The organism is Bradyrhizobium sp. LVM 105 (genome assembly GCF_003957705.1).
GTDB classification, from domain to species: Bacteria; Pseudomonadota; Alphaproteobacteria; order Rhizobiales; family Xanthobacteraceae; genus Bradyrhizobium; species Bradyrhizobium frederickii.
On record NZ_QZMV01000016.1, the window covers coordinates 1 to 23,545 of the forward strand.

Here is a 23,545-nt window from a genome sequence, read left to right on the forward strand (position 1 = left end):
TTCGCGGGTCAATCTTGCCCGCCGTCAGGCAGAAACTCCACTTATCGCGCTGTTCAGATTTGCGGGACCAGCTCAGTCTACCCAAGCTTTTTGAGTTAGAGACAGAAGCTGCTGGTCTGCTTCGTTCATCTCTAGTATGTGATCGGAAACGGGACGGTTTGTTACCGGATCAAGGATGCCGCTAAGCGGGCGGCTACAAATTGCGCACGAAGAACTATCGTGGTCACCATAGTCGTGTAACCAACTTGCGACGCGAGCATATAGCTGTCGGCGCTTTCCTAGGTCGGGAGTTGCAGATAATTCGCCGAGTACGGCACCTTCATTCCATATTTGGGCACTTAGGTCGTCGACAAGTTTCCAATCAGCTTCGCTTAGTGCGGACAGTTCACGTGAACGCCTGACACTTGGGAGTTGTTGCATGGACTTCAGCTGTCCTAAGGCCGGTCCAATGCTTGCCTCAAGGTTAGTCCGCGCCTCCCTTTCATTGGGATCAAAGTTTATTCCCAAGATCGATTGAGCCGCGGTGAGCGCGTTTGCCTTTAGCGTGTTGAAATGAGTTTCGAGGCTTGAGAGTTTCATCTCCAAAGCGCGATCGTTAGATGGACCGGGCAAGTCATCCAACGGCTTCATTGCGGGATACGCGTCAATTTGCTTTTGAAGATCGCTTTTCGCCTCAACGAACTGCCTGTCGTCTTCGTCAATCTCCTGCTCGCGCTTCTTTTGTAGTTCACTTGAGAGGCGCTCGCGCGCCTTAGCAGCGTGCTTCGCAAGGCTGGAGACTTCAGAAAGGCCTGTCAGCCGCGCTGCGGCGAGCCCAAGATCAGACGTGGCGCCAATTCTCAGAAATTGAAGCATGGCGGGCATTATTGTCCCGATTCTTAAGGAAATCGGATCAACGTTGAGCGCATCGATGCCAGAAGTTACCTCAGATATTTTGCCTTTGGACGTGCGCATCTGCGTTCGCCGCACAGGCAATTCATTCCCATCCTGATCCCTGAAAGTGATCTCAACCCAACTGTCTACAGGTACGGGTTGGTTGATTGGTGGCACGTAGGTTGCGGGATCGGGAAGAGGAGTAACTGGAGTGAGGGCATGCAGCGTAACTTCCTCGTCCCCGTTCTCCGATGATCTGCTAAATGAGCCGCTAAACTCCAGTTGCCCAGCCTCTGGTTGGCGTTGGGGGCGCAGGACCTGTCCCGTCAAACACCAGATGATAGTATTTAGAAGCGAGGTTTTGCCCGCGCCGTTCCATCCTTCGAACAGGGTAATCGGCGCCCGGGGCTTAAAAACGAGGTCGGGTGGGGGCTCGTCAGCAGTCCCATATGCATGAACACCGGCGAAGCGGTGGGCTACGATCTTTACAATAGCTAGCCGTCTGCGTGCCTGTTGCGCATTTACCGCCGGGATCGGCAGTTGGGGGGGCGAGGTCGTCATGGCCGATACCATGGCTTCCACGTCCGCCGCCATGACGTTTCCCGCCCATTTTGTTTGGTTCAAGCGGTACCAATTGAGAAGAGAGCGGCTGTCCAGATTGTTGAGCCGGAACTCACTCTCGTTTTCACCGACTAGGACACCAGAGCCGCCGATCAATTCGGCGAAGAGGCTTTCCACGGTCTGCAGATGTAAGGGGCGAGAATTCGTCGGTGAATTGGTCATGCCTGACTCCGAAACCTTGCAACCGCAAGTTATCCGAGTCGCAAACGCAAGCTGCGTAGGGCGATACCGATTCAGTTCTATTTGCAGTAGAAATTAATGTGAGCTCTTTGGGTTGCGCCAATCCCCCAAAACAAAAACGGCCGGATCTTCCGATCCGGCCGCTACTCAAACTCTACTCGGCTAAGCCTACGCCACGCGACGCAACTTAGCCCCCGCCCTGACGGTAAAACTCTTAGCTGGCCTTCTTCGCCGGCGCGGCGGTCGGGCCGACCTTCTTCTGGATGGCGCGCTTCAGCTCGAGGGCACGCGGCGACAGGGCGTCGGCGTTGGCCTTGAGCAGGAAGGCGTCGAGGCCGCCATTGTGGTCGACGCTCTTCACCGCGTTGGTGGAGACGCGCAGGCGCACGTTGCGCTCCAGGGCTTCCGAGATGAACGTCACGTTGACGAGGTTCGGCAGGAAGCGGCGCTTGGTCTTGATGTTGGAGTGGCTGACCTTGTGGCCGACGAGGGGGCCCTTGGCCGTCAGTTCGCAGCGGCGAGACATGGTAGAAATCCTTATAGTTCGAACCCCCAACGAATGCGGCCGCCAATTGAGGGCGCCACGGGGGCAAATTCTTTCGTCCTTGCAGGGAGCGGGCGGACGTATAGGGGGGAAGGGGCGGGCAGTCAAGGTTTTGGGCGGTCTTTTGGAGCCGCCCGGGCAGTGCGCTCCCTCCCCCGCAAGCGGGGGAGGGTTGGGGAGAGGGCTCTTTCCTCTGGGGGGCCAAACGTCATCACGGGTGTTGTCCCCCAGAGGAGAAAGCCCTCACCCGCGCTTCGCGCGACCTCTCCCGCAAGCGGGAGAGGTTTCGGAGCCCGCGGCGGCCGCCCGATCACCAAAACGGCAATGTTTGTCGCGCCTTACCATCATATAAAGGGCGTATTCGCGCTTGAAGAGTCCGGTGGAGTTCCCGGTTTGATAGGCCCGGACACATTGTTTGCCGCGGTTTTTGGCTTAAGTAACAGCGCATCGCGGCCCGATTGGATTGTTTCGTGCTCATAATGCCCTTTTCTGCGCCCATATCGCGCTCCCTGCGGCCGCGCCTGGCCGGCTGGCTGGCGGCGTTTTGCGGCTTGGGCGTGGTGTGGGGCGCGGTGCCCGCGGCGGCGCAGGGCAAGCTCGAGGCGCAATATGAGGCCTCGCTGTCGGGCATTCCGGTCGGCAAGGGCGGCTGGAACATCGATATCCAGGACGACGTGTTTTCGGCGGCTGCCGCCGGCGGCACCACGGGCCTGCTGAAGTCGTTCACCGGCGGCTCCGGCACCGGCGCCTCGCAGGGCCGCGTCGTCAACGGCGCGCTGGTTGCGACCGGCTACCAGGCCTCCACCACCACGCAGAAGAAGACCGAAGAGATCCGCATCACGCTCGACAAGGGCAATGTGAAGGATTTTGCGATTTCACCGGAGCCGCCGGTCGACCCCGACCGCATCGTCGTCACCGACGCCCATCGCCGCGGCGTCTGGGACCCGATGACGGCCTCGCTGCTGCGCGTGCCCGGCAATGGCGATCCTGTTACGCCGGAGGCCTGCCACAACTCGGCCCCGGTGTTCGACGGCCGCATGCGCTACGACCTCAAGCTCGATTTCAAGCGCATGGAGACCGTGAAGGCGGAAAAGGGCTATCGCGGCCCGGTCGTGGTCTGCTCGCTGTATTTCGTGCCCGTCGCGGGCTACATCCCCGACCGCCCCGTGATCAAATACCTCGCCGCCCAGCGCAACATCGAGATCGCCTTCGCCCCGGTGGCGGGCACCCGCATCCTGGTGCCGTTCTGGCTGAAAGTGCCGACGCCGCTCGGGCCGGCCATGCTGGAGGCGACGAGCTTCATCACCACCCCCCAGCCGCCGAGAGTGGCGAAGACGCAGTAGCGGCTACCCACCGCCGTCATTCCGGGGCGCGCCTCTTGGCGCGAGCCCGGAATCCATCGCGCCACCGTCTCTGCGGTCCGATGGATTCCGGGTTCGCGACTGCGTCGCGCCCCGGAATGACGGGAGCATTTTGCTGAAATAAAACCTCATGATTTCAATCACATCCCTACTGTGCATGGGGTTGTTTTCGCGAAAATGAGTGGGGGAGGCATGCGTGGGGGGAATCCATTTGACTCCTCCCCGATTCTGATTCGACTCCGCGCCGTCCCCAACTTAAGGCTTTCCGCCCTCGAAACGTCACTTGTACGGCGGCCGAAAACTCCATCTAGTCGTCGCCGACAAGACTCCCGCGACATGTTGCGTGAACGGAACGGGACTCAATCTGGAGTCAGCGATTCGGCCGCGATTCGTTCTAGAGTCGTTCCGAAGCTTAAGACCGACAGGAAAAGCGTCGCAAAGTGAGACAGTTGCGGGAGGTTTGGGGAGGGTGTGTCCACGCCTTCGGTGTGCCCCTCACCCTGAGGAGGCCGCCCCAGCGGCCGTCTCGAAGGGCGAGGGGCTTGGCTTGCCCGGCGGCAGCAGCGGGGCCTTCATCCTTCGAGACGCGCTGACGCGCTCCTCAGGATGAGGAGCAAGGACCAATCCCGCCCCCGCCCCAATCCGGCACTGACATTCGCCCAAATCGCCACTACCTAATCCCTCAGACATGGCTTTTTCCTCCTCCCCCTTCGCTTCCGAGCGCGCAGCGTCTGATCGCGTGCCTGGCGCTGGCGTCACCGCGGTGCTCGGGCCGACCAACACCGGCAAGACCCATCTCGCCATCGAGCGGATGCTCGCGCATCCCTCGGGCATGATCGGCCTGCCGCTGCGCCTGCTCGCGCGCGAGGTCTACAACAAGATCGCCGCAAGGGTCGGCGTTGAGGCGGTCGCGCTCGTCACCGGCGAGGAGAAGATCAAGCCGAAGAACCCGCGCTATTGGGTCTCGACGGTCGAGGCGATGCCGCGCGACCTCGATCTCTCCTTCCTCGCCGTCGACGAGGTGCAGATCGCCTCCGATCTCGAGCGCGGCCACGTCTTCACCGATCGCATCCTCAACCGCCGCGGCCGTGACGAGACGCTGCTGCTGGGCGCTGCCACCATGCGCCCGATCATCGAGCGGTTGTTGCCCGGCGTCTCCATGATCACGCGTCCCAGGCTGTCGCAGCTCGAATTCGCCGGCGACCGCAAGATCACGCGCCAGCCGCGCCGCACCGCCATCGTCGCGTTCTCGGCCGATGAAGTCTACGCCATCGCCGAGCTGATCCGCCGTCAGCATGGCGGCGCTGCTGTTGTTCTAGGCTCGCTCTCGCCGCGCACGCGCAACGCGCAGGTCGAGATGTTCCAGAACGGCGACGTCGATTACCTCGTCGCCACCGACGCGGTCGGCATGGGCCTCAATCTCGACGTCGACCACGTCGCCTTTGCCTCCGACCGCAAGTTCGACGGCTATCAGTTCCGCCGCCTGACGCCGTCCGAATTCGCGCAGATCGCCGGCCGCGCCGGCCGCGCCACCCGCAACGGCACGTTCGGCACCACGGGGCGCTGCGCGCCGTTCGAGCCCGAGCTCGTCAACGCGCTGCAGAACCACACCTTCGATGCCGTGAAGATGCTGCAATGGCGCAATTCGAAGCTGGATTTCTCCTCGCTCGGCGCGCTGCAGGTGTCGCTCAATCTCGCCCCCGGCCATGAGGCGCTGACGCGCGCGCCGATCGCCGAGGACATGCGCGTGCTCGACCATGCCGCCCGCGACGTCGAGGTGCGCGATATCGCGCATGGCAAGATCGCGGTGGAACGGCTGTGGGAGGCCTGCCAGGTCCCCGACTACCGGAAACTGTCGCCGGCCGCCCATGCCGAGCTGGTGACGACGCTTTACGGCTTCCTGATGCGGAAGGGCTGCATTCCCGACGCCTGGTATGAAGCCCAGGTCACCCAGGCCGACCGCATCGACGGCGATATCGACACGCTGTCGGCCCGGATCGCGCAGATTCGCACCTGGACCTTCGTCGCCAACCGCCCGGATTGGCTGAAAGACCCCGATCGCTGGCAGGGAATCACGCGGGAAGTCGAAAATAAATTATCGGATGCGCTCCATGAACGCTTGACTGAGCGTTTCGTTGATCGCCGGACCAGTGTATTGATGCGCCGCCTGCGGGAGAACACGAGCTTGAATACTGAAATCGGCAAGACCGGCGAAGTCATCGTCGAAGGCCATGTCATCGGCCGCCTCGACGGCTTCACCTTTGCACCGGATGCGGCGGAAGCAGGCTCCGATGCGAAAGCCTTGCAGGCTGCAGCGCAAGCGGTGCTCGCCGGCGAGATCAACACGCGCGCCGAACGGCTCGGCAACGCGCCGGACGACCAGTTCGTGCTGACCTCGGAAGGCATCATCCGCTGGACCGGCGATGCCGTGGCGCGGCTGTCTGCCGCAGAGGACGCGCTGCATCCGCGCATCCGCATCATCTCCGACGAGCGCCTGACCGGCGCCCCCCGCGACAAGGTGCAGGCGCGGCTCGAGCTCTGGCTCAAGACCCATATCGAGAAGCTGCTCGGGCCGATGTTCGACCTCTCCAAGGCCGAGGACGTCACCGGCATCGCCCGCGGCATCGCCTTTCAGCTCGTCGAGGCCCTCGGCGTGCTCGAGCGTCCCAGAATCGCGAGCGAGCTGAAGGACCTCGACCAGTCCTCGCGCGCGGTGCTGCGCAAGTACGGCGTCCGTTTCGGCGCCTATCACATCTATTTCCCCGGCCTGCTCAAGCCCGCCGCGCGCGCGCTCGCGGCGCTGCTCTGGGCGCTGAAGCAGGACAATGTCGATCTGTCCTCGCTGTCGGGCGCGCAGCATCTGGCCTCCTCGGGGCGCACCTCGTTCCCGGTCGACAAGGCGCTGCCGCGCGATGCCTATCGTGTGCTCGGCTACAAGCAGGCCGGCGAGCGCGCCGTGCGCGTCGACATTTTGGAGCGTCTGGCCGATCTGATCCGCCCGGCGCTGGCCTGGCGCGAGAACGCGTCCGGCGAGAAGCCGGCCGGCGCCTTCGACGGCCGCAGCTTCGTCGTCACGCAGGCGATGACCTCGCTCACCGGATCCGCCGGCGAAGATTTTGCCTCGGTGCTGCGCGCGCTCGGCTATCGCATGGAGAAGCGTCCGCCGCTGCCGCCGAAGCCCGTCGTGGCAGAGCAGGTCGTGACCGAAACGGTCGCGGCAGAGACGCCGCCGGTCGAAGGCAGCGCCGAGAGCTCGACCGAGACCGCCTCGGAGGCCGTTGCCGGCCTGCCCGAGGCGCCGGCCGCATCCACCGAAGCGGCCGCTGAAGCCGTCACCGTCGAAGATGCTCCCGGCATCGAGCCGCAGGACGAGCAGGCCCACGACGCCGAGCCGGCGCCGGAAGCCTCCGCCGAGGCGCCCGTCACGCCCGAAGACGCCCCCGGCATTGCGCCGCCGGCGGAAGAGCCCGCCGCGTCCCCGGAGGCCGCCGGCCTCGAGGCTGCTGCCGCCGAAGCCGCCGCAACGGAAGCCGCCGCATCGCCCGACGCTGCCGCGCCTGAGGCCGCGGCCACGTCCGCCGAGCCCGAGCTGGTCGAAGTCTGGCGTCCCGGCGGCCGTCACGAGGACCGCAAGCCGCGCCACGAGCGCCATCGGCACCAGCGTCACCATCAGCCGCGTCCGCAGGCCGGTGCCGAGGCCGGCGCAGCGAGCGCCGCGCCCGGCGAAGCCGCCGAAGGCGCGAAGCCGGGCCATCGTCACGGCGGCCATCGCAGGGACGGCGGCAGAGACTTCCGCAAGCCGCGCGAAGGCGGCGGCGAAGGCGCGCCGCGTCCCGAGGGGCGCGACGACAAGAGCCGCCGCTTCGAGGGCAAGGATCGCGACAACAAGGATCGCGATCGAAACAAGGGCAAGTTCGGCGGCGATCGCGACAAGGGCCGCGACAACCGTGGCCGCGACCGCGACAAGGGCCGCGACCGCCAGGGCGGTCCGTCGCTGCGCCCCTATGCCTCGAGCGCGAATCCGCGCGAGCGCGATCGGCCCGTTGATCCGAACTCGCCGTTCGCCAAGCTCGCTGCGCTGAAAGAACAGCTGTCCGGCCGCAAGGAGTGATCCCACGACCGAGCGGCAGCGCCTCGACAAATGGCTGTGGCACGCGCGGGTGGTGAAGGCGCGCAGCTCCGCGGCCGAACTCGTCGTCAGCGGGCATGTCCGCATCAACGGCACCCGCGAGACCTCGCCGGGGCATGCGGTCAAGGTCGGCGACGTGCTCACCATCGCGCTCGACCGCACGGTGCGCGTGTTGAGAGTGACAAGCTTTAGCGAACGCCGCGGCGATGCGGCCTCGGCACGGGTGCTCTACGAGGAGCTCGGGATGCGCAATTAATTGCGCGTCTTATTCATTTCTTGGTCGATCAAACACGCAAAGCCGTCATGATCGGGCCTTCCCGACCTTGCGGCGCCGGGCCATCCGCGCTAGGCAAGCCGCGACTTCTAAAAGAGCTTTTCGGAGCGTTGGATGACTTACGTCGTCACTGAAAACTGCATCAAGTGCAAGTACACCGACTGCGTCGAGGTCTGCCCGGTCGACTGCTTCTACGAGGGTGACAACATGCTGGTCATCCACCCGGACGAATGCATCGATTGCGGCGTGTGCGAGCCGGAATGCCCCGCCGACGCCATCAAGCCGGATACGGAACCGGGCCTGGAAAAGTGGCTCCAGGTCAACGCCGACTACGCCAAGAGCTGGCCGAACATCACCCAGAAGAAGGAATCACCTGGCGACGCCAAGGAATTCGACGGCATGGAAGGCAAGTTCGAGAAATATTTTTCCCCGAACCCCGGCTCCGGCGACTAAATCGGGCTCAAACTTAACCCTAATAGCGGCGCCGACGCCGAAAACCAGCCCTGAAGACCCCTAAATCATTGATTTTTGCGGGAAATGTGCTATATTGGGCACATTAAGCCGAACCCCGTCAGCCCCCTTGGCCCCTCTGGGTTCCCGTGAAACCAATGTCGAACAGGGGCGTGGCAGTTTCCGCGCGCAGGCTGTGTCACAGAAAACGCGTAAAAAGAGTACTTCAGCGAGGGCTTCCCATAAGGAGGCCAAAAAAGTCGCCGCGGCCAGCCGTAGCGCATCCAAGGGTCGGACCGCGACGAAGGCGCCGGCTGCAAAGTCCTCGAAGAACAAAAGAAGCGCAATGCCTAACAAGACTGCCAAACCGGCCGCGAAAGCGACCGCTGCCAAGCCTGCTGCCAAGTCTGTGACTGCAAAGCCTGGGACTGCCAAGCCTGCTGCCGTCAAGGCCCCCGCTGCCAAGCCCGCCGCGCCGAAGGCTCCCGTTGCTGCTGCGCCTGCCAAGGCTCCCGTCGCTGCCAAGCCGGCCGCCAAGCCCGCTGCTGCGCCGAAGGTCGAGGAAAAGAAGGTCGTGACCCAGCGCCAGGGCTTCAAGGCCAATGAATTCGTCGTCTATCCCGCTCACGGCGTCGGCCAGATCCTGGCCATCGAGGAGCAGGAGATCGCCGGTGCGAAGCTCGAGCTGTTCGTCATCAACTTTATCAAGGACAAGATGACGCTGCGCGTGCCGACCGCCAAGGTCGCCAATGTCGGCATGCGCAAGCTGTCCGAGCCGGCGCTGGTGAAGAAGGCGCTGGAGACGCTCAAGGGCCGCGCCCGCGTCAAGCGCACCATGTGGTCGCGCCGCGCCCAGGAATACGAAGCGAAGATCAATTCGGGTGACATCGTCGCGATCGCGGAAGTCGTGCGCGACCTCTATCGCTCGGAATCGCAGCCGGAGCAGTCCTACTCCGAACGCCAGCTCTATGAAGCGGCGCTCGACCGTCTGTCCCGCGAGATCGCCGTGGTGCAGCACTCGACCGAGACCGAAGCGGTCAAGGAGATCGAGGCCCAGCTCGCCAAGAGCCCGCGCCGCAACGCCAAGGCGGAAGCCGCCGAGGGCGAAGCCGATGCCGAGGGCGATACCGACGATACCGATGGCGACGACACCACCGTCGCCGACGAGGCCGCGTAAGCCGCTTCGTATCGAGCGCAAGCGATCAAAAGCCCGGCCGTTCGGCCGGGTTTTTTTTGCTTGGCGTCCTGACGCAGCGGGGGAGTTCGGCTCTACGCGCCGCGCGGCTGGGTCCAAATCGAGATCGGCTGCTGAATACCGCGGACCGCCCGCGGCTCTCGCGCTTCCAATGACTGAAGCGTTGCGGCTGCGTCGCCAAGCTCGGCCTTCGCCTGGCTGACGAGGTCGTCACTTGCCACCAGCGCGCAATCGAAGGTGCGGGTCAAGGCTTCGAGACGGCTTGCCACGTTGACGGTCGCGCCGATCACCGCGAATTCCAGACAGGTCTGTCCGATGTCGCCGAGCACCACCGGCCCGTAATGCAAGCCAAAGCTCACATGAAGAGGTGGCTCGCCTGACGCTGCCCGCCGATCGTTCCAACCGTCCGCCGCCGCGATCATTGCCTGCGCACATCGCAGCGCGTTGCTGGCGTCGTGCTCGCCCGCGAAGGGTGTGCCGAACGTCGCCATCAATCCGTCCCCGAGATATTTGTCGAGCGTGCCGCTATGGCGGAAGACCTCCTGCTCCATCAATCCGTGGAATTCCCGCAACGTCCGCACAACCTCCTGCGGCGAGCGCGCATCGGCAAAGGTCGTGAAGCCGACGATGTCGACGAACAGCACCGCGACGTGTTGCGTGCGCACCTGCTTCAACGGCTCGTCCTGCTTCGACAATTCCGCCACGACATTGGGCGAGAAGTAGCGTGCGAGGTTGCCGCGCTCGCGCTCCACCGCGGCATGCCGGACCAAGAGGTCGTTGCTGCGGCGGACCGCGAGCGCCAAGGTCATGGCCACGATCATGAATACGACGATCTCCTGGATGCGAACGTGGAACACGATCGCGTTGGGCGAGATCATCGTCAACAAGTGCTGATCGCTGCCTGCTGCGGCTGCGATGCGGGCCGTCAGCGCGGGATCGCGATCGGGTTGCCACCAGACCCAGGCCATGCCGATCATCCAGAGCGCAGCCGTCCACACGCCGACCGCAATCACGGTTCGCCAAGTATAGGCCAGTGTGGCGCCTGCGAGCAGTACGAAGAAATAGATGAAGTTGCCGAAATGGTACTGCATCGCGACCGGCCAGTGCGAGGCTCCGAACGGATTGGGAACCACGATGAGGCACGTGAGCAGCGCCAAGTCGCAAAACAGGAGTGCCAATTCCGGCCATGACACGCCCACCCGCCCAACCCTGACCTGGGCCCAGCCGATCAGTGCGAACAAGCCGAGCAGCGCCACGTAATAGAGCTGCTCCCAGGCCGGGTTGATCACCAGCAGCAGGCAGCCAATGACGACGAGGGCAACATAGCGCGCTCGCACCGCGAGTTGCAGGCCCTCCCGCTTGGCGGATGTCAGCGCGGCTTGTGCGAACTGAACTGTTTCGGCGTCGCGCTTGCTCGGCGCGGGCGAAAGGGCAGCCGGAAGGTTGAAGCGCTCGACGAGCATTGTCACGGCGGTCTCCTTACCTGGGCCTTCGCTTCAAGTCCGCTGGGTCCTTGCCGAGGTGACGATTTCACCCCGACGGTCTTCTCTGTCAGTCGTGGCCGCAACCGACGCCCCCCAGTCTCCCAAGGCATCGATCAACGGCACGAGCGCGTGACCGGCGGCCGTCAGATCGTACTCCACGCGCAGCGGATATCCGCCGAATTCCGTGCGGCTGACGATACCGGCGTCCTCCAGCTTGCGAAGCTCGAGCGCGAGCATCCTGTGTGAGATGGTCGGATTGTCGCGGCGCAAGTCGCTGAAGCGCTTGGTGCCCTGCTTCAAATAGTAGATCAGCAGCGTCGGCCAGCGACCGCTCAGAATCTGCATCACTTCCTCGATGGGACATCTCGAAACGAGATCCTTCATCGGCGCCTCCAGGTTACAAAAAAGTTCGTAATTTACTTGATGCGGCGAGCGACTAGGGTCGCATCACCGCTGCGCAGCGTGATCATCAGACATCACGGAGAATGGATCATGGACCCAATTCTACTCTACGGCTTCCCGAAGGGAAGCTCCATGGGGCTCGTTGCGGCTCTCGAATGGCTGGGCAAGCCATATCGGCTGTGCCGGGTCGATATGATGGGCGAGATGCGAGACCCGTCATACGCCCGCATCAATCCGCGACATGAGACGCCGGTCTTCATCACCGAGCAGGGCGAGGTGCTGACGGAAACGATGGCGATCGCGGCCTGGTTAGAGGCCAGGGACGTCGAGCGGCGCATCAGCTTCGATCCGCTGTCGCGGCAGGCCGATCGCATGCATCAGCTCATGGCGTTCGTGAATACCGGTTTCACCGCCGCCTTCGCGCCGCTGTGGGCCGCATTGGAAGCCGAAGCGATGGAGCCCGCCGCGAAGTCAACCCTGCGGGCCTTTGGCATAGGAAGGGTCATCGAGCGCCATGACAAGCTCGAAGCGATGATCGAATCACGGCAATTCCTGCTCGGGGAGCGGCCGACCCTTGCCGACGCCGTGCTCGTCGGCGTCGCGCGCTGGCTCGACTTCCACGCGGTCGCGGAGAGGAGCCGCTGGCCGAAGCTGGCGGCGCTGCGAGCTCGCCTCGAAGCCGATCCCGCGATCCTCTACGCCACCGCTCTGGAGGACGGCGACTCTGATCCGGGAACGGGATCGTGCACCGGCCACGTCGCGCTGGCCGAATTGATTGCGCAATTCGGCAAATAGGGAAGCAGGAGGAGCCTCGACGCGCTCCTACTTCACCGGCCGCTTCTCGAGCTTCCTTGCCAGCGTCCGCCGGTGCATGCCGAGCCGCCGTGCCGCTTCCGAGATGTTGAAGTCGGTCTCGATCAGGGTCTGGTGGATGCGCTCCCATTCCAGCGTCTTGATCGAGGTCGGCCGTGCGTCGAGTGCGACCTCGGTGTTCCCCACGGCCTTGGTGAAGGCGGCTTCGATGTCGTCCGTGTTCGAGGGCTTTGCGAGATAATGGCAGGCGCCCAATTTGATGGCCTCCACGGCAGTCGAGATGCTGGCAAAGCCCGTGAGCACCACGATCAGCGTGTCGGGGTCGTGTGTGTGCAGCAGCTCGACGCAGGCGAGGCCCGAGGCGCCACCGAGCTTGAGATCGACCACGGCATGGCCGAAGGAGCGCTCCTCCAGCACCTGGCGCACCTCCTCGATCGAGGCGGCCAGCACGACGTCATAGCCGCGGCGCTCGAACGAGCGCTTCAGCGTGCGCGCGAAGCCGGCATCGTCCTCGACGACAATGAGCGAACGGTCAGGCGTCAAAATTCCCTCCGATCGCCAGCGTTGCCAGCGGCAGCGTCAGGCGGACCGTGGCGCCGCGCTTCCTGTGATTTTCCGCAGTGACGCTGCCCCCAAGCTTGCGCACGACGTTGACCACAAGGAACAGGCCGAGCCCGCCGCCGGCGCGGCCCTTGCTGGAGTGATAGGGCTTTCCGAGCTGCGCCAGCATCTCCAGCGCAAAGCCGGGGCCGCGGTCAGAGATCGACAGCACGAGGTTGTCGCCCTCGCGCTCGGCCACGAGCTCGACCCAGTCGCGCGAGACCTCATAGGCGTTGTCGAGCACGTTGAAGATCACCTGCTTCAAGGCGATGTCGGAGACGATGGCAACGTCCGCGCCGAACGTGTTGACGAAGTAGAGCGTCCGTGCCGAGCGCGCGTTGCGCCATTCGTCAACCAGGGCGGTCACGAAGGCCGTCACCGTGGTCGGCGACGAGCCTTCGCCGCGCGCTTCGCCGGCCGAGACCAGAATGCCCGTCACGATCGACTTGCAGCGCTGCAGCGAGGTCTCCATCTCCGCGAGATCCTCGGCGAGCTCCTGGTCGCTGGCAAGATCCGGCATGCGGCGCCAATCGCTGAGGATGACCGAGAGCGAGGCGAGCGGCGTGCCGAGCTCATGGGCCGCGCCGGAGGCAAGCAGGCCCATGCGCACGATGTGGTCCTGCTCGGCGGCATGCTGGCGCAGCGCCGCCAGATGCGCGTCGCGCTCGCGCAAATTCCTGTTGATGCGGGTGACGAACACGACCAGCAGCACGGCGTTGAGAACGAAGCCGAGCAGCATGCCGAGGACGGTGAGGGTATAGGTCTCGCTCAATGGGTTGGGCGGCAGATCCAGCGGCCGGTACGCCAGGGTCAGCCAGACAAAACTGGCGCAGGTCAGCGCCACCAGTGACCAGGTTGAGCGGGCATCGAGCAGCACCGCGCCGAGCGTCACCTGGAGTAGGAACAGCGAGGTGAAGGGGTTCGTGGCGCCGCCGCTGAGATAGAGCTGCGCGGTCAGCGCGGCCACGTCCAGCATCAAGGCGACCAGCAGCTCGTTGTTGGTGATCGCGGCGCGATGGCGCACCCAGATCAGGCTGGAGACGTTGAGCAGAACCAGCGCGCCGATCACCGCGCCCATCCGCTCCAGCGGCAGGGGGATGCCGAGGCCGAAATGCACGGCGCCGATGGTCACGATCTGGCCGACCACCGCGGTCCAGCGCAGCTGGATCAGCAGCGCCATGTTCTTGCGATTGGTCTCGTCGTCGGTCGGCGTAGCGCCGATCAGTTCGCTGCGCGCATCCGCCTGCGATTGCAGCGTGACGGCCATCCCGCCAAGCGCCTGGCGAGGCGTGCTTCCGCTGTCAGGTCGGCTCGACGATCGTTCCAGCATCTGATCCCGTCCTGCGCGCGGCGACATCTGGGCCGCCGGCCGGTTCGTGGACGAAGCCATTCAGGCCTCTGTTGCGGCGGAACAGCCCGCCGCCGAATGTGACGACAAGCCTGCCGGCCAGCATGAAGGCCAGGGCAAACCACGTCAGCGCGTAGATCAGGTGGTTATTGGGAAAGCGCACCACGGTCAATCCGCCGACGGGACCGCCAGCGGATTGTGATCGGGAATCGGCATCGACGAAGAAAGGTGCGACATCGTGCAGACCGCGGGCCGCCGCGATCGCGGCGACATCCCGCGAGTACCAGCGGTTGTGCTGGGGCACGTTGTTGCGCAGGAACCCGCCTTTGGGCTCGGTGATGCGGAGCAGGCCGGTGATCTCGACCTGGCCGTCTGGATTGCCGTTCCGGCGCGTCGATGCGTCACGTCGCTCCGACGGCACGAAGCCGCGGTTGATCAGGACCTGCGTGCCGTCGTCGCGCCGGAGCGGCGTCAGCACCCAATAGCCGGGGCCTTCCTCGGTGACGGCCTGGACCAGCGTCTCACGGTCATGCAGGAAGCGGCCCTCGAGGCTGACGTGCCTGTATTCGTCGTTGGCGGCGGAAACCGCAGGCCATGACACGGGCGGGGGGATCGGCAGGGCTGCGGCATGGACGCGCTGCTCGACGCGGTCGATCAGGGCCAGCTTCCAGGCGCGGCGCTCGATCTGCCAGATTCCGAGCGCGATCAGAACGACGAAGGCGACAACCGAGAGGACCGTGAGCCACAGGGAAGGGGCCGGCGCAGCCCTGCCGAGCGGCGCGCCCTCCCTGTCCGTCACGGTCCTGACCTCGCTCACTTCATTCCGCTCATCTGGTGCATGGGCATCATGTTGGTGTTGAGGTGGCTCATCACCCACAGCGAACCCGACAGCGCGATCACCACCATGACGATGGTGAAGATCAGGGCCATCATGGTCCAGCCGTTCTCGGACGTCGCGTTCATGTGCAGGAAGTAGATCATGTGCACGACGATTTGCACGACCGCGAAGGCCATGATGACCAGCGCAGTGACCTGCTTGCTCGGCAGCGCGCCGCTCATCACCAGCCAGAACGGGATCGCCGTCAGCACGACCGAGAGCACGAAGCCGAGCATGTAGCTCGAGAACGTGCCGTGGGCGTGGCCGCCTTCGTGATGATGATCGTCGGCGTGGGCGGCATGATGATTGGTGCTCATCGCAGAACTCCCAGGAGATAGACGAAGGTGAAGACGCCGATCCAGACCACGTCGAGGAAGTGCCAGAACATCGACAGGCACATCAGACGGCGGCGGTTGGCCTCGATCAGGCCGAACTTGCCGACCTGCACCATCAAGGTCACCAGCCAGATCAGGCCGCAGGAGACGTGCAGGCCGTGGGTGCCGACCAGGGTGAAGAACGCGGACAGGAAGGCGCTGCGCTGCGGCGTGGCGCCTTCATGGATCATGTGGGCGAACTCGAACAGTTCGATGCCGATGAACGCGGCCCCGAACAGGCCGGTGATCGCCAGCCAGACTTGGGTCTGGGCGACCTTGTTCTGCTGCATCGCCAGCATCGCAAAGCCGTAGGTGATCGACGACAACAGCAGCATCGAGGTGTTCACCGCGACCAGATCGAGGTCGAACAGGTCCTTCGGCGCCGGGCCGGCGGCGTAGTTGCCGCCGAGCACGCCGAAGGTGGCGAACAGGATCGCGAAGATGAGGCAATCGCTCATCAGGTAGATCCAGAAGCCGAGCGAGGTGCTCCAGCCTTCCGGATGCGGATGTTCGTCGGCGAGGTAGAAGACCGGCTCGCCGGTTTGGGACGGATTGACAGCGACAGTCATTTACTTGGCTCCGGCGAGCAGTTTGGTGCGCGCGTCCTCGGTCCGGATGACGTCTTCAGCCGGAATGTCGAAGTCGCGGTGATAGTTGAAGGTGTGGCCGATGCCGACGGCGAGCATCGCGATGAAGCTCGCGGCTGCCAGCCACCACATGTACCAGACGAGAGCAAAGCCCATCGCGGTGGCGAGGCCGGCGAGGATGATGCCGGTGCCGGTGCTGCTGGGCATGTGGATCGGCTTGAAGCCGGTGAGCGGGCGCTGGTAGCCGCGGCGCTTCATGTCCCACCACGCGTCGTTGTCGTGAACGACGGGGGTGAAGGCGAAGTTGTAGTCCGGCGGCGGCGAGGAGGTCGCCCATTCCAGCGTGCGCGCATCCCAGGGGTCGCCGGTGACGTCCTTGAGCTGCTCGCGCCTGAGGAAGCTGACCGCGAACTGCATCAGCATGCACATGATGCCGAGCAGGACGAGGCCGGCGCCGATCGCGGCGATGACGAACCAGATCTGCAGGGACGGATCGTCGAACACGCGCAGGCGGCGGGTCACGCCCATCAGTCCGAGCACGTAGAGCGGCATGAAGGCGAGGTAGAAGCCGGTGACCCAGAACCAGAACGACAGCTTGCCCCAGAACGGATCGAGCCTGAAGCCGAACGCCTTCGGGAACCAGTAGGAGATGCCGGCGAACGCGCCGAACACCACGCCGCCGATGATCACGTTGTGGAAGTGCGCGATCAGGAACAGGCTGTTGTGCAGCACGAAGTCGGCCGGCGGCACCGCCAGCAGCACGCCGGTCATGCCGCCGATCACGAAGGTCAGCATGAAGGCGATGGTCCACATCATCGGCAGCTCGTAGCGGATGCGGCCGCGATACATCGTGAACAGCCAGTTGAACATCTTCGCGCCCGTCGGGATCGAGATGATCATCGTGGTGATGCCGAAGAACGAGTTAACGCTGGCGCCCGAGCCCATCGTGAAGAAATGGTGCAACCACACCAGGTACGACAGGATGGTGATGACCACCGTGGCGTAGACCATCGAGGTGTAGCCGAACAGCCGCTTGCCGGAGAAGGTCGAGGTGACTTCCGAGAAGATGCCGAAGGCCGGGAGAACCAGGATGTAGACCTCGGGGTGGCCCCAGATCCAGATCAGGTTCACGTACATCATCGGGCTGCCGCCGAAATCGTTCGTGAAGAAGTTGGTGCCGACGTAGCGGTCGAGCGACAGCAGCGCGAGCACGACGGTCAGGACCGGGAAGGAGGCGACGATCAGGACGTTGGTGCAGAGCGAGGTCCACGTGAACACCGGCATCTTCATCATGGTCATGCCGGGGCAGCGCAGCTTGACGATGGTGCAGATCAGGTTGATGCCGGACAGCGTCGTGCCGACGCCGGCGACCTGGAGTGCCCAGATGTAATAGTCGACGCCGACATCGGGACTGTAGCCGATGTTCGATAGCGGCGGATAGGCCAGCCAGCCGGTGCGGGCGAACTCGCCGATGAACAGCGAGGCCATCACCAGCACCGCGCCGCCGACCGTCATCCAGAAGCTGAAATTGTTCAGGAACGGAAACGACACGTCGCGCGCGCCGATCTGCAGCGGCACGACGTAGTTCATCAGGCCCGTGACCAGCGGCATCGCCACGAAGAAGATCATGATCACGCCGTGGGCGGTGAAGACCTGGTCGTAGTGATGGGCGTTGAGATAGCCTTCCGAGCCGCCGAAGGCGAGCATCTGCTGGCCGCGCATCATCAGCGCGTCGGCAAAGCCGCGCAGCAGCATCACGATGCCGAGGATCATGTACATGATGCCGATGCGCTTGTGGTCCACCGTGGTGAACCATTCGCGCCAGAGATAGCCCCAGAGTCGGAAATAGGTGAGGCCGCCGAGCAATGCGGCGCCTCCGAGCGCGACCACCACGAAGGTGCCGACGACGATCGGCTCGTGCAGCGGCAGCGATTCGAAGCCGAGCCGGCCGAAGATGAGCTTGAGAAGATCAGGAGACATGCGAACTCTCTTTAGGAGTTTGACTTCGGACGCTGTCCGAGGAAGAAGGACGAGGACTTCAGCGGCGTGAACGACGGCCGCTTCAGGCCGGCGCCGAGCAGCGGCGCGGTGTCGACGGGGGCCGTGATGGACGCGGTGGTCCTGCCCTGCGGCGCATCGGGGGTGCAGGTGCCGGCGACGAAGCTCGGCTCGGGCCCGAGTGCGGTGCCGCGGCGGGCGTATTTGTCGTAGGCCAGCGGCAGGGTGTTGTTGAGGCCCTGATGGCCGTTGCCGCCCTTGGCGTCGATCGCCATCATCTCGCTCTGGCACATCTTGCCGGTCTCGACGCACATGTTGAGGATCAGGCGGTAGAGATCGGCATCGACAGTGCCCCAGCGCCGCACCGGCTCGTTCTGGCTCGGCTTCTCGAGCTGGAGATATTCGGCGCGGCCGAGCGAGCCTCCGGCGGATTTGGCCTGCGCGACCCAGGCGTCAAAGCCCTTGTCGTCGAGGCCCTTGAAGTTGAAGTGCATGCCGGAGAAGCCGGCGCCGCTGTAGTTCGCCGAGAACCCCTTGTAGGTGCCGGCGTGGTTCACCACCGCGTGGAGCTTCGTCTCCATGCCCGGCATCGCGTAGATCTGGCCGGCGAGCGCGGGGATGTAGAACGAGTTCATCACCGAGGAGGCGGTGATGCGGAAGTTGATCGGGCGATCGACCGGAGCTGCGAGCTCGTTGACGGTGGCGATGCCGTAGTCCGGGTAGATGAACAGCCATTTCCAGTCGAGCGCGACGACGTCGACCTCGAGCGGAGCCTTGGACTGGTCCACGGCGCGGTCGGCATGGATGCGGCCGAGCGTGCGATAGGGGTCGAGCAGGTGCGTGCCCATCCAGGTCAGCGCGCCCAGGCAAACGATGATCAAGAGCGGCGCCGACCAGATCACGAGCTCAAGAGCGGTCGAATGATCCCACTCCGGCTCGTAGCGGGCCGCGGTGTTGGACTGGCGATAGCGCCAGGCGAACAGCACGGTCAGCGCCATCACGGGGAGGACGATCAGGAGCATCAGGACGGTGGAGATGACGACGAGGTCGCGCTGTTGGGCTGCGATATCGCCGGCTGGCGCCAGCACGACGTAGTCGCAGCCGCTGAGCGCGGCAGCCAGAGGTAGTAGCGCCAGGATCTTGAGACGAGACACGGGCCGAGCCTTTGAGAATGAGTTTCTTTTGCGGGGCCAACGGGTAGCTGCGGCGCAACAATCCGGACATTGGACAATTTGTCCAATGTTGCAGTGCGAGATGTTGGGTCAGACAGGGCCAGATTGCCTGGCGCCCGCCGGGCGGTCGGCTTTGGTTTTCAGGACGTTAAGGGCGCACGCATGGCGACGGCACAGACCCCCGCAATGGCAGATCTCCACTCGGGCGAGCATGGCCACGACCAGGCCAGCCCCGGCGAGATCGCCATCGGCGTCATCATCGGCCGCACCTCGGAATTCTTCGACTTCTTCGTCTTCGCGATCGCCTCGGTGATCGTCTTCCCGCGTCTGGTGTTCCCGTTCGCGAGCGAGCTGACCGGCACCCTCTATTCCTTTATGATCTTCGCACTGGCCTTCATGGCCCGGCCGATCGGCACGGTCATTTTCATGACGGTCGACCGTGCCTACGGCAAGACCGCCAAGCTGATCTCGGCGCTGTTCCTGCTCGGCACCGCGACCGTCGCGCTGGCGTTCCTGCCCGGCTATCACGAGATCGGCGTTGCCGCGATCTGGCTGCTGGCACTGGCGCGCATCGCCCAGGGCCTCGCCTGGGGCGGCGCCTGGGACGGCATGGCTTCGCTGCTGGCGCTGAACGCGCCGCCCTCCCAGCGCGGCTGGTACGCGATGGTGCCGCAGCTCGGCGCTCCGCTCGGGCTGATCGTGGCGAGCGCGCTGTTCGCCTATTTCGCCGGCAATCTCTCGGCCGACGATTTCTTCGACTGGGGCTGGCGCTATCCGTTCTTCGTTGCCTTTGCCATCAACGTCGTGGCGCTGTTCGCGCGCCTGCGCATGGTGACGACGGAGGAATATGCCACGCTGTTCGAGACCCGCGAATTGCAGCCGGCGCGCATCTCCGACACGGTCGCGCGCGAAGGCCAGAACATCATGCTCGGGGCGTTTGCGCCCCTCGCCAGCTTCGCGCTGTTTCACATGGTCACGGTGTTTCCGCTGTCCTGGGTGTTCCTGTTCACCCGCGAAAGCCCGGTGCGCTTCCTGATCATCGAGATCGTCGCCGCGGTGTTCGGCGTCGGCGCGATCGTGGTCTCGGGCATCATCGCCGACCGCGTGGGGCGCAAATCGCTGCTGATGGGATCGGCGATCGCGATCGCGATCTATAGCGGCTTTGCCCCGCAGCTGCTCGACGCCGGCGCGTTCGGCGAGACGATCTACATGGTGATCGGCTTCATCCTGCTCGGCCTGTCCTTCGGCCAGTCCTCGGGTGCGATCGCGTCGAACTTCAAGCAGGCCTATCGCTACACCGCCTCGGCGTTGACCTCGGACATGGCCTGGCTGTTCGGCGCCGGCTTCGCGCCGCTGGTCGCGTTGCTGCTCGCCACCAATCTCGGCGTCATCGCATCGGGTGCGTATCTGTTGTCCGGCGCGTTCTGGACCCTGCTCGCGCTCTGGCTCAGCGGCCAGCGCGAGGCGGGCGATATGGACGCGGGGCGTTAGGCTCGCGCCGTCGCCGCATCACAGGTGTCGTAGTGTCGTAGGGTGGGCAAAGCGAAGCGTGCCCACCACCTGTTTGCCATTGAGAAAGATCGTGGGCACGGCGCTGCGCGCCTTTGCCCACCCTACGCAGCGCAATCTGTCGCTCCAGATCCAGGGTTCGCGCTAAGCGCGCCCCGGGATGACGTGCGCTTAGCGCAGGTCAATCCGCCACGATCTTCACACGATCGCGCACCTTTACCTGCGCGCTGCGATCGAGCCCGTTGAGCATGCGGAAGCGCTCGGCGGGGTGATCGACGCCGGCCATGCGGTGGGAGAGCGATTCCACGGTATCGCCGGGCTGCACGGTGATGACCTTGATGCGCAGCGGGCGGGCGGCCTGGATCTCGTCGAGCGTCAGGCGGCGGAACGAATTGACGGTCTCGCGCGCGTTGCGCTCGCTCTCGGTCGATTTCTGCCTTGTCGCGAAGATGAAACGATAGACGTCGCTGCCGAACCGCAGCGCATAGACCTTGAACTGCCACTGGTCGCCCTTGGCGGCGGCGGACGCGGCCGGGAAGCCGTTGATGGTGAGGTCTTCGGTGGACGCCTTCTCGACGCCCTCCATCCAGCCGGAGTTCAGATAGTCGCCGAGCGACTGCTCCGCCGGCACCCGCACCACGTCGAAACGCATCGCCTGTGCGCCGCCCTCGCGCACGCCGATCACGGCCTGGGCGGTGTTGTCGAGCGTGAAATTGTCCGGCGCCTGGAAGGTGAAGCCCAGCTTCGGATGCAGGAAGCGGCGGCCGCGCACGAAACCTTCGCTGGGGTCTTCGCCGTAAACGAGGTTGTCGATCGCGGCGAGATAGCTCTCGCGGTCGCGCTCGGCGCCTTCGGGCGCAGTGTATTGCCGCGCGATATTCTGCGCGTTCTGCACGCGCTCCGGGGTTGCCGGATGCGACGAGGTGAAATCCTGCGCGCGCGGATCGAGCGAAGACTTGCCGGCCTTCAGCTCGGCATTGCGCTCCATCGCCGAGAGGAAGCGCGCCGCACCGTAGGGGTCGAAATGCGCCTTGGCGGAAATGCCCACCCCGATGCCGTCGGCCTCGAGCTCCTGCTTGCGCGAGAAGCTCGCCATGGTGAGCTTGGTCTTGGCCAGCGCCAGCGCCGTGAGATCGGGATCGTTGCTCATGTCGGTGACGACGCGGGTGACGATCGCAGCCTGGCGCGCCTGGTCCTCGCGCATCGCCGCGTGCTTGGACAGTACATGCGCCATCTCGTGGCTGAGCACGGAGGACAATTCCGAGGTGTCGCTCGCAAGCGCAAGCAGGCCGCGCGTGACATAGAGCTGGCCGTTCGGCAGCGCGAAGGCGTTCACCGCGCCGGAATTGAGGATGGTGACCTTGTAGCCCTGGTCGGGACGGTCGGAGGCCGCGACCAGCCGGTCGACCGTCTTGCTGACGAGCGATTCGAGCCTGGGATCGTCATAGGTCCCGCCATAGCTCGCCAGGATGCGCTCGTGCTCCTTCTCGGTCGCGGGGGTCTGCGCGATGGCCGGCTTGGGCTTCGGCATCGCGACGGCCGGAGGGGTCGCGGCAGCCTGGAACCGGCCCATGTCGCCGCAGCCCGCCAGCGCTGTGCTCAGGACAAGGCATAGCGCAGCCGGCGCAGCCCGCAGGCGGCGGCCATCACCTCGTCCGTGCCGTTCTAGCACCCCATTCACGTCGCTTAACCCGTGTCCGGCCCCGCGCTAAGGCCTTACCCCTGTCGATTCGTTTGCGCCCAGCAACTCGACCTGTCCTACGAGGCGTATATCGATCCGCGGCCCCGTATTGCCCTCAACCCAGCCCCGAACTCGAATACGTTTGTTCTCCAAGGACTTAAGGGAAATGCCAGCGCTTTCAAACGCCGGCAGCGTGCGTTTGGAGATAGTCGCCGCAAAGCCCCGTGTCCAGCTTCGTCCGAAGTTGAGGTAGGTCATTGCCCCAGCTTGCCGGACGGACAGGACTTTGCCCTCGACCACCACAAAACGCCCGATCCCTGCCAAAATATCGTCCGGACTTTCCGCGTTTTTTATGGCCGACGGGTCAGCCCAACTGCCCTTTTTTTGGTGCCGGGCTGCGGCCTCCGACGCCATCAGGGCGGCTGCACAGTCCTTGTCCGTGATCTCGGCCGAGACCATGGCCTCGCCCTGGGCCAGCAGCATCGCCTGCACCGGATTGTCGCTTTCGCCGATGAAGACCAGGGCGCCCTGGCGGCCATAGCGGTCCGGCGTATCGTCGCTGCCGCGGAGCCTGACGTCGCGGCCGGCGAGCAGCGACGCCAGCGCCGGCTTCGTCGTCGCCGCGGGCTCGATTCCCATGAGACGGATTTCGCGGCCGTCGTCGAGACGCACGCTGCGCGCATCGACGATGGCGGCGACGCGACCTTCGCCTTGAAACTCGAACTGGCATGGTGTCGCGAGCGCGGTGTGACTCGCGATGAGAAGGAATACGATGATGAGCTGAAGCAGTTGCGTCACGTGACCCGGAGAGGTTGCGTTGCGCACGAACTATAACTCAAACGCAGTAGGTCGCGAAGAGGGCTCGTCCTACTCCTCGTCATTGCGAGCGCAGCGAAGCAATCCGAAGTCCCTCCGGGGAAAGATCCTGGATTGCTTCGCTACGCTCGCAATGACGGCGGAGGCACTCTTCCGCATCTCGCCATTCCGTTTTGCGGAAAGAGCACGATTGATCATTCATTTGCATCGCCGCTCGCGCTTGCTGCGCTCTTGCGCATGCGGCATGATTGCGGCAA

19 protein-coding genes and 1 pseudogene are annotated in these 23,545 nt (G+C 64.4%); 7 read left to right on the forward strand and 13 right to left on the reverse strand.

Going from position 1 to position 23,545, the window contains the following annotated elements; all coding sequences use genetic code 11:
* Positions 1-72 precede the first annotated feature (72 nt).
* Together D6B98_RS31695 and rpmB are read right to left on the reverse strand one after the other, a co-directional pair.
* Complete coding sequence (locus tag D6B98_RS31695; RefSeq protein WP_126260954.1) at positions 73-1,656, reverse strand: ATP-binding protein; 1,584 nt, start codon at positions 1,654-1,656, stop codon at positions 73-75.
* 232 nt (positions 1,657-1,888) lie between these two features.
* Positions 1,889-2,200 (reverse strand): 50S ribosomal protein L28, encoded by a 312-nt coding sequence (gene rpmB / locus D6B98_RS31700; RefSeq protein ID WP_126260955.1) that lies wholly within the window; start codon positions 2,198-2,200, stop codon positions 1,889-1,891.
* 497 nt (positions 2,201-2,697) lie between these two features.
* On the opposite strand from rpmB, the gene D6B98_RS31705 reads away from it, so the two are divergent.
* From D6B98_RS31705 to D6B98_RS31725, 5 genes and pseudogenes are all read left to right on the forward strand, one after another.
* The gene (locus D6B98_RS31705; RefSeq protein ID WP_205680539.1) at positions 2,698-3,561 is read left to right on the forward strand and encodes a DUF3108 domain-containing protein; all 864 of its coding nucleotides are present in this window, start codon (positions 2,698-2,700) and stop codon (positions 3,559-3,561) included.
* Positions 3,562-4,267: 706 nt separating this feature from the next.
* The gene (locus tag D6B98_RS31710; RefSeq protein ID WP_126260956.1) at positions 4,268-7,690 is read left to right on the forward strand and encodes a helicase-related protein; all 3,423 of its coding nucleotides are present in this window, start codon (positions 4,268-4,270) and stop codon (positions 7,688-7,690) included.
* A gap of 10 nt (positions 7,691-7,700) precedes the next feature.
* Positions 7,701-7,964 (forward strand): annotated as a pseudogene (locus D6B98_RS31715) (RNA-binding S4 domain-containing protein); the annotation flags it as partial.
* Positions 7,965-8,096: 132 nt separating this feature from the next.
* Positions 8,097-8,435: a ferredoxin FdxA gene (gene fdxA / locus D6B98_RS31720; RefSeq protein ID WP_126260958.1), complete on the forward strand. Its 339-nt coding sequence runs from the start codon at positions 8,097-8,099 to the stop codon at positions 8,433-8,435.
* A 343-nt stretch (positions 8,436-8,778) separates the two neighbouring features.
* The gene (locus D6B98_RS31725) at positions 8,779-9,609 is read left to right on the forward strand and encodes a CarD family transcriptional regulator (RefSeq protein ID WP_164719005.1); all 831 of its coding nucleotides are present in this window, start codon (positions 8,779-8,781) and stop codon (positions 9,607-9,609) included.
* A gap of 92 nt (positions 9,610-9,701) precedes the next feature.
* On the opposite strand, the gene D6B98_RS31730 is transcribed toward D6B98_RS31725, so the two are convergent.
* On the reverse strand, positions 9,702-11,090 hold the full coding sequence (locus D6B98_RS31730) for an adenylate/guanylate cyclase domain-containing protein (protein WP_245481507.1): 1,389 nt from the start codon (positions 11,088-11,090) through the stop codon (positions 9,702-9,704).
* 33 nt (positions 11,091-11,123) lie between these two features.
* Positions 11,124-11,495 carry a winged helix-turn-helix transcriptional regulator gene (locus D6B98_RS31735; RefSeq protein ID WP_126260960.1) on the reverse strand — a complete coding sequence of 124 codons (372 nt, stop codon included), beginning with the start codon at positions 11,493-11,495 and terminating at the stop codon, positions 11,124-11,126.
* Between the two features lie 108 nt (positions 11,496-11,603).
* Here D6B98_RS31735 and D6B98_RS31740 point away from each other — a divergent pair, with 108 nt between their 5' ends.
* On the forward strand, positions 11,604-12,308 hold the full coding sequence (locus tag D6B98_RS31740) for a glutathione S-transferase family protein (RefSeq protein WP_126260961.1): 705 nt from the start codon (positions 11,604-11,606) through the stop codon (positions 12,306-12,308).
* A gap of 27 nt (positions 12,309-12,335) precedes the next feature.
* Here D6B98_RS31740 and D6B98_RS31745 read toward each other — a convergent pair whose 3' ends face one another.
* From D6B98_RS31745 to cyoA, 7 genes are read right to left on the reverse strand one after another with little or no spacing between them, the layout of a single operon-like run.
* Complete coding sequence (locus D6B98_RS31745) at positions 12,336-12,869, reverse strand: response regulator transcription factor (protein WP_126260962.1); 534 nt, start codon at positions 12,867-12,869, stop codon at positions 12,336-12,338.
* Positions 12,859-14,256: an ATP-binding protein gene (locus tag D6B98_RS31750; RefSeq protein WP_164719006.1), complete on the reverse strand. Its 1,398-nt coding sequence runs from the start codon at positions 14,254-14,256 to the stop codon at positions 12,859-12,861. The genes D6B98_RS31745 and D6B98_RS31750 overlap by 11 nt, the downstream gene beginning before the upstream one ends.
* The gene (locus D6B98_RS31755; RefSeq protein WP_126260964.1) at positions 14,228-15,091 is read right to left on the reverse strand and encodes an SURF1 family protein; all 864 of its coding nucleotides are present in this window, start codon (positions 15,089-15,091) and stop codon (positions 14,228-14,230) included. Before D6B98_RS31755 ends, D6B98_RS31750 begins: the two co-directional genes overlap by 29 nt.
* Positions 15,088-15,468 (reverse strand): cytochrome o ubiquinol oxidase subunit IV, encoded by a 381-nt coding sequence (gene cyoD / locus D6B98_RS31760; RefSeq protein ID WP_126260965.1) that lies wholly within the window; start codon positions 15,466-15,468, stop codon positions 15,088-15,090. The genes D6B98_RS31755 and cyoD overlap by 4 nt, the downstream gene beginning before the upstream one ends.
* Positions 15,465-16,094, reverse strand: a complete 630-nt coding sequence (cyoC, locus tag D6B98_RS31765; protein WP_126260966.1) for a cytochrome o ubiquinol oxidase subunit III — start codon at positions 16,092-16,094, stop codon at positions 15,465-15,467. The genes cyoD and cyoC overlap by 4 nt, the downstream gene beginning before the upstream one ends.
* Positions 16,095-18,092: a cytochrome o ubiquinol oxidase subunit I gene (gene cyoB / locus D6B98_RS31770; RefSeq protein WP_126260967.1), complete on the reverse strand. Its 1,998-nt coding sequence runs from the start codon at positions 18,090-18,092 to the stop codon at positions 16,095-16,097. It abuts the gene before it with no gap.
* Between the two features lie 11 nt (positions 18,093-18,103).
* On the reverse strand, positions 18,104-19,264 hold the full coding sequence (cyoA, locus tag D6B98_RS31775) for a ubiquinol oxidase subunit II (protein WP_126260968.1): 1,161 nt from the start codon (positions 19,262-19,264) through the stop codon (positions 18,104-18,106).
* A gap of 180 nt (positions 19,265-19,444) precedes the next feature.
* Between cyoA and D6B98_RS31780 the strand changes: the two genes are divergently transcribed.
* On the forward strand, positions 19,445-20,773 hold the full coding sequence (locus tag D6B98_RS31780; protein WP_126260969.1) for an MFS transporter: 1,329 nt from the start codon (positions 19,445-19,447) through the stop codon (positions 20,771-20,773).
* A 199-nt stretch (positions 20,774-20,972) separates the two neighbouring features.
* Here the strand turns inward: D6B98_RS31780 and D6B98_RS31785 are convergent, their stop codons facing one another.
* Positions 20,973-22,364 (reverse strand): M48 family metalloprotease, encoded by a 1,392-nt coding sequence (locus D6B98_RS31785; protein WP_245481505.1) that lies wholly within the window; start codon positions 22,362-22,364, stop codon positions 20,973-20,975.
* Between the two features lie 135 nt (positions 22,365-22,499).
* Positions 22,500-23,297 carry a thermonuclease family protein gene (locus D6B98_RS31790; protein WP_126260970.1) on the reverse strand — a complete coding sequence of 266 codons (798 nt, stop codon included), beginning with the start codon at positions 23,295-23,297 and terminating at the stop codon, positions 22,500-22,502.
* Between the last annotated feature and the right edge of the window lie 248 nt (positions 23,298-23,545).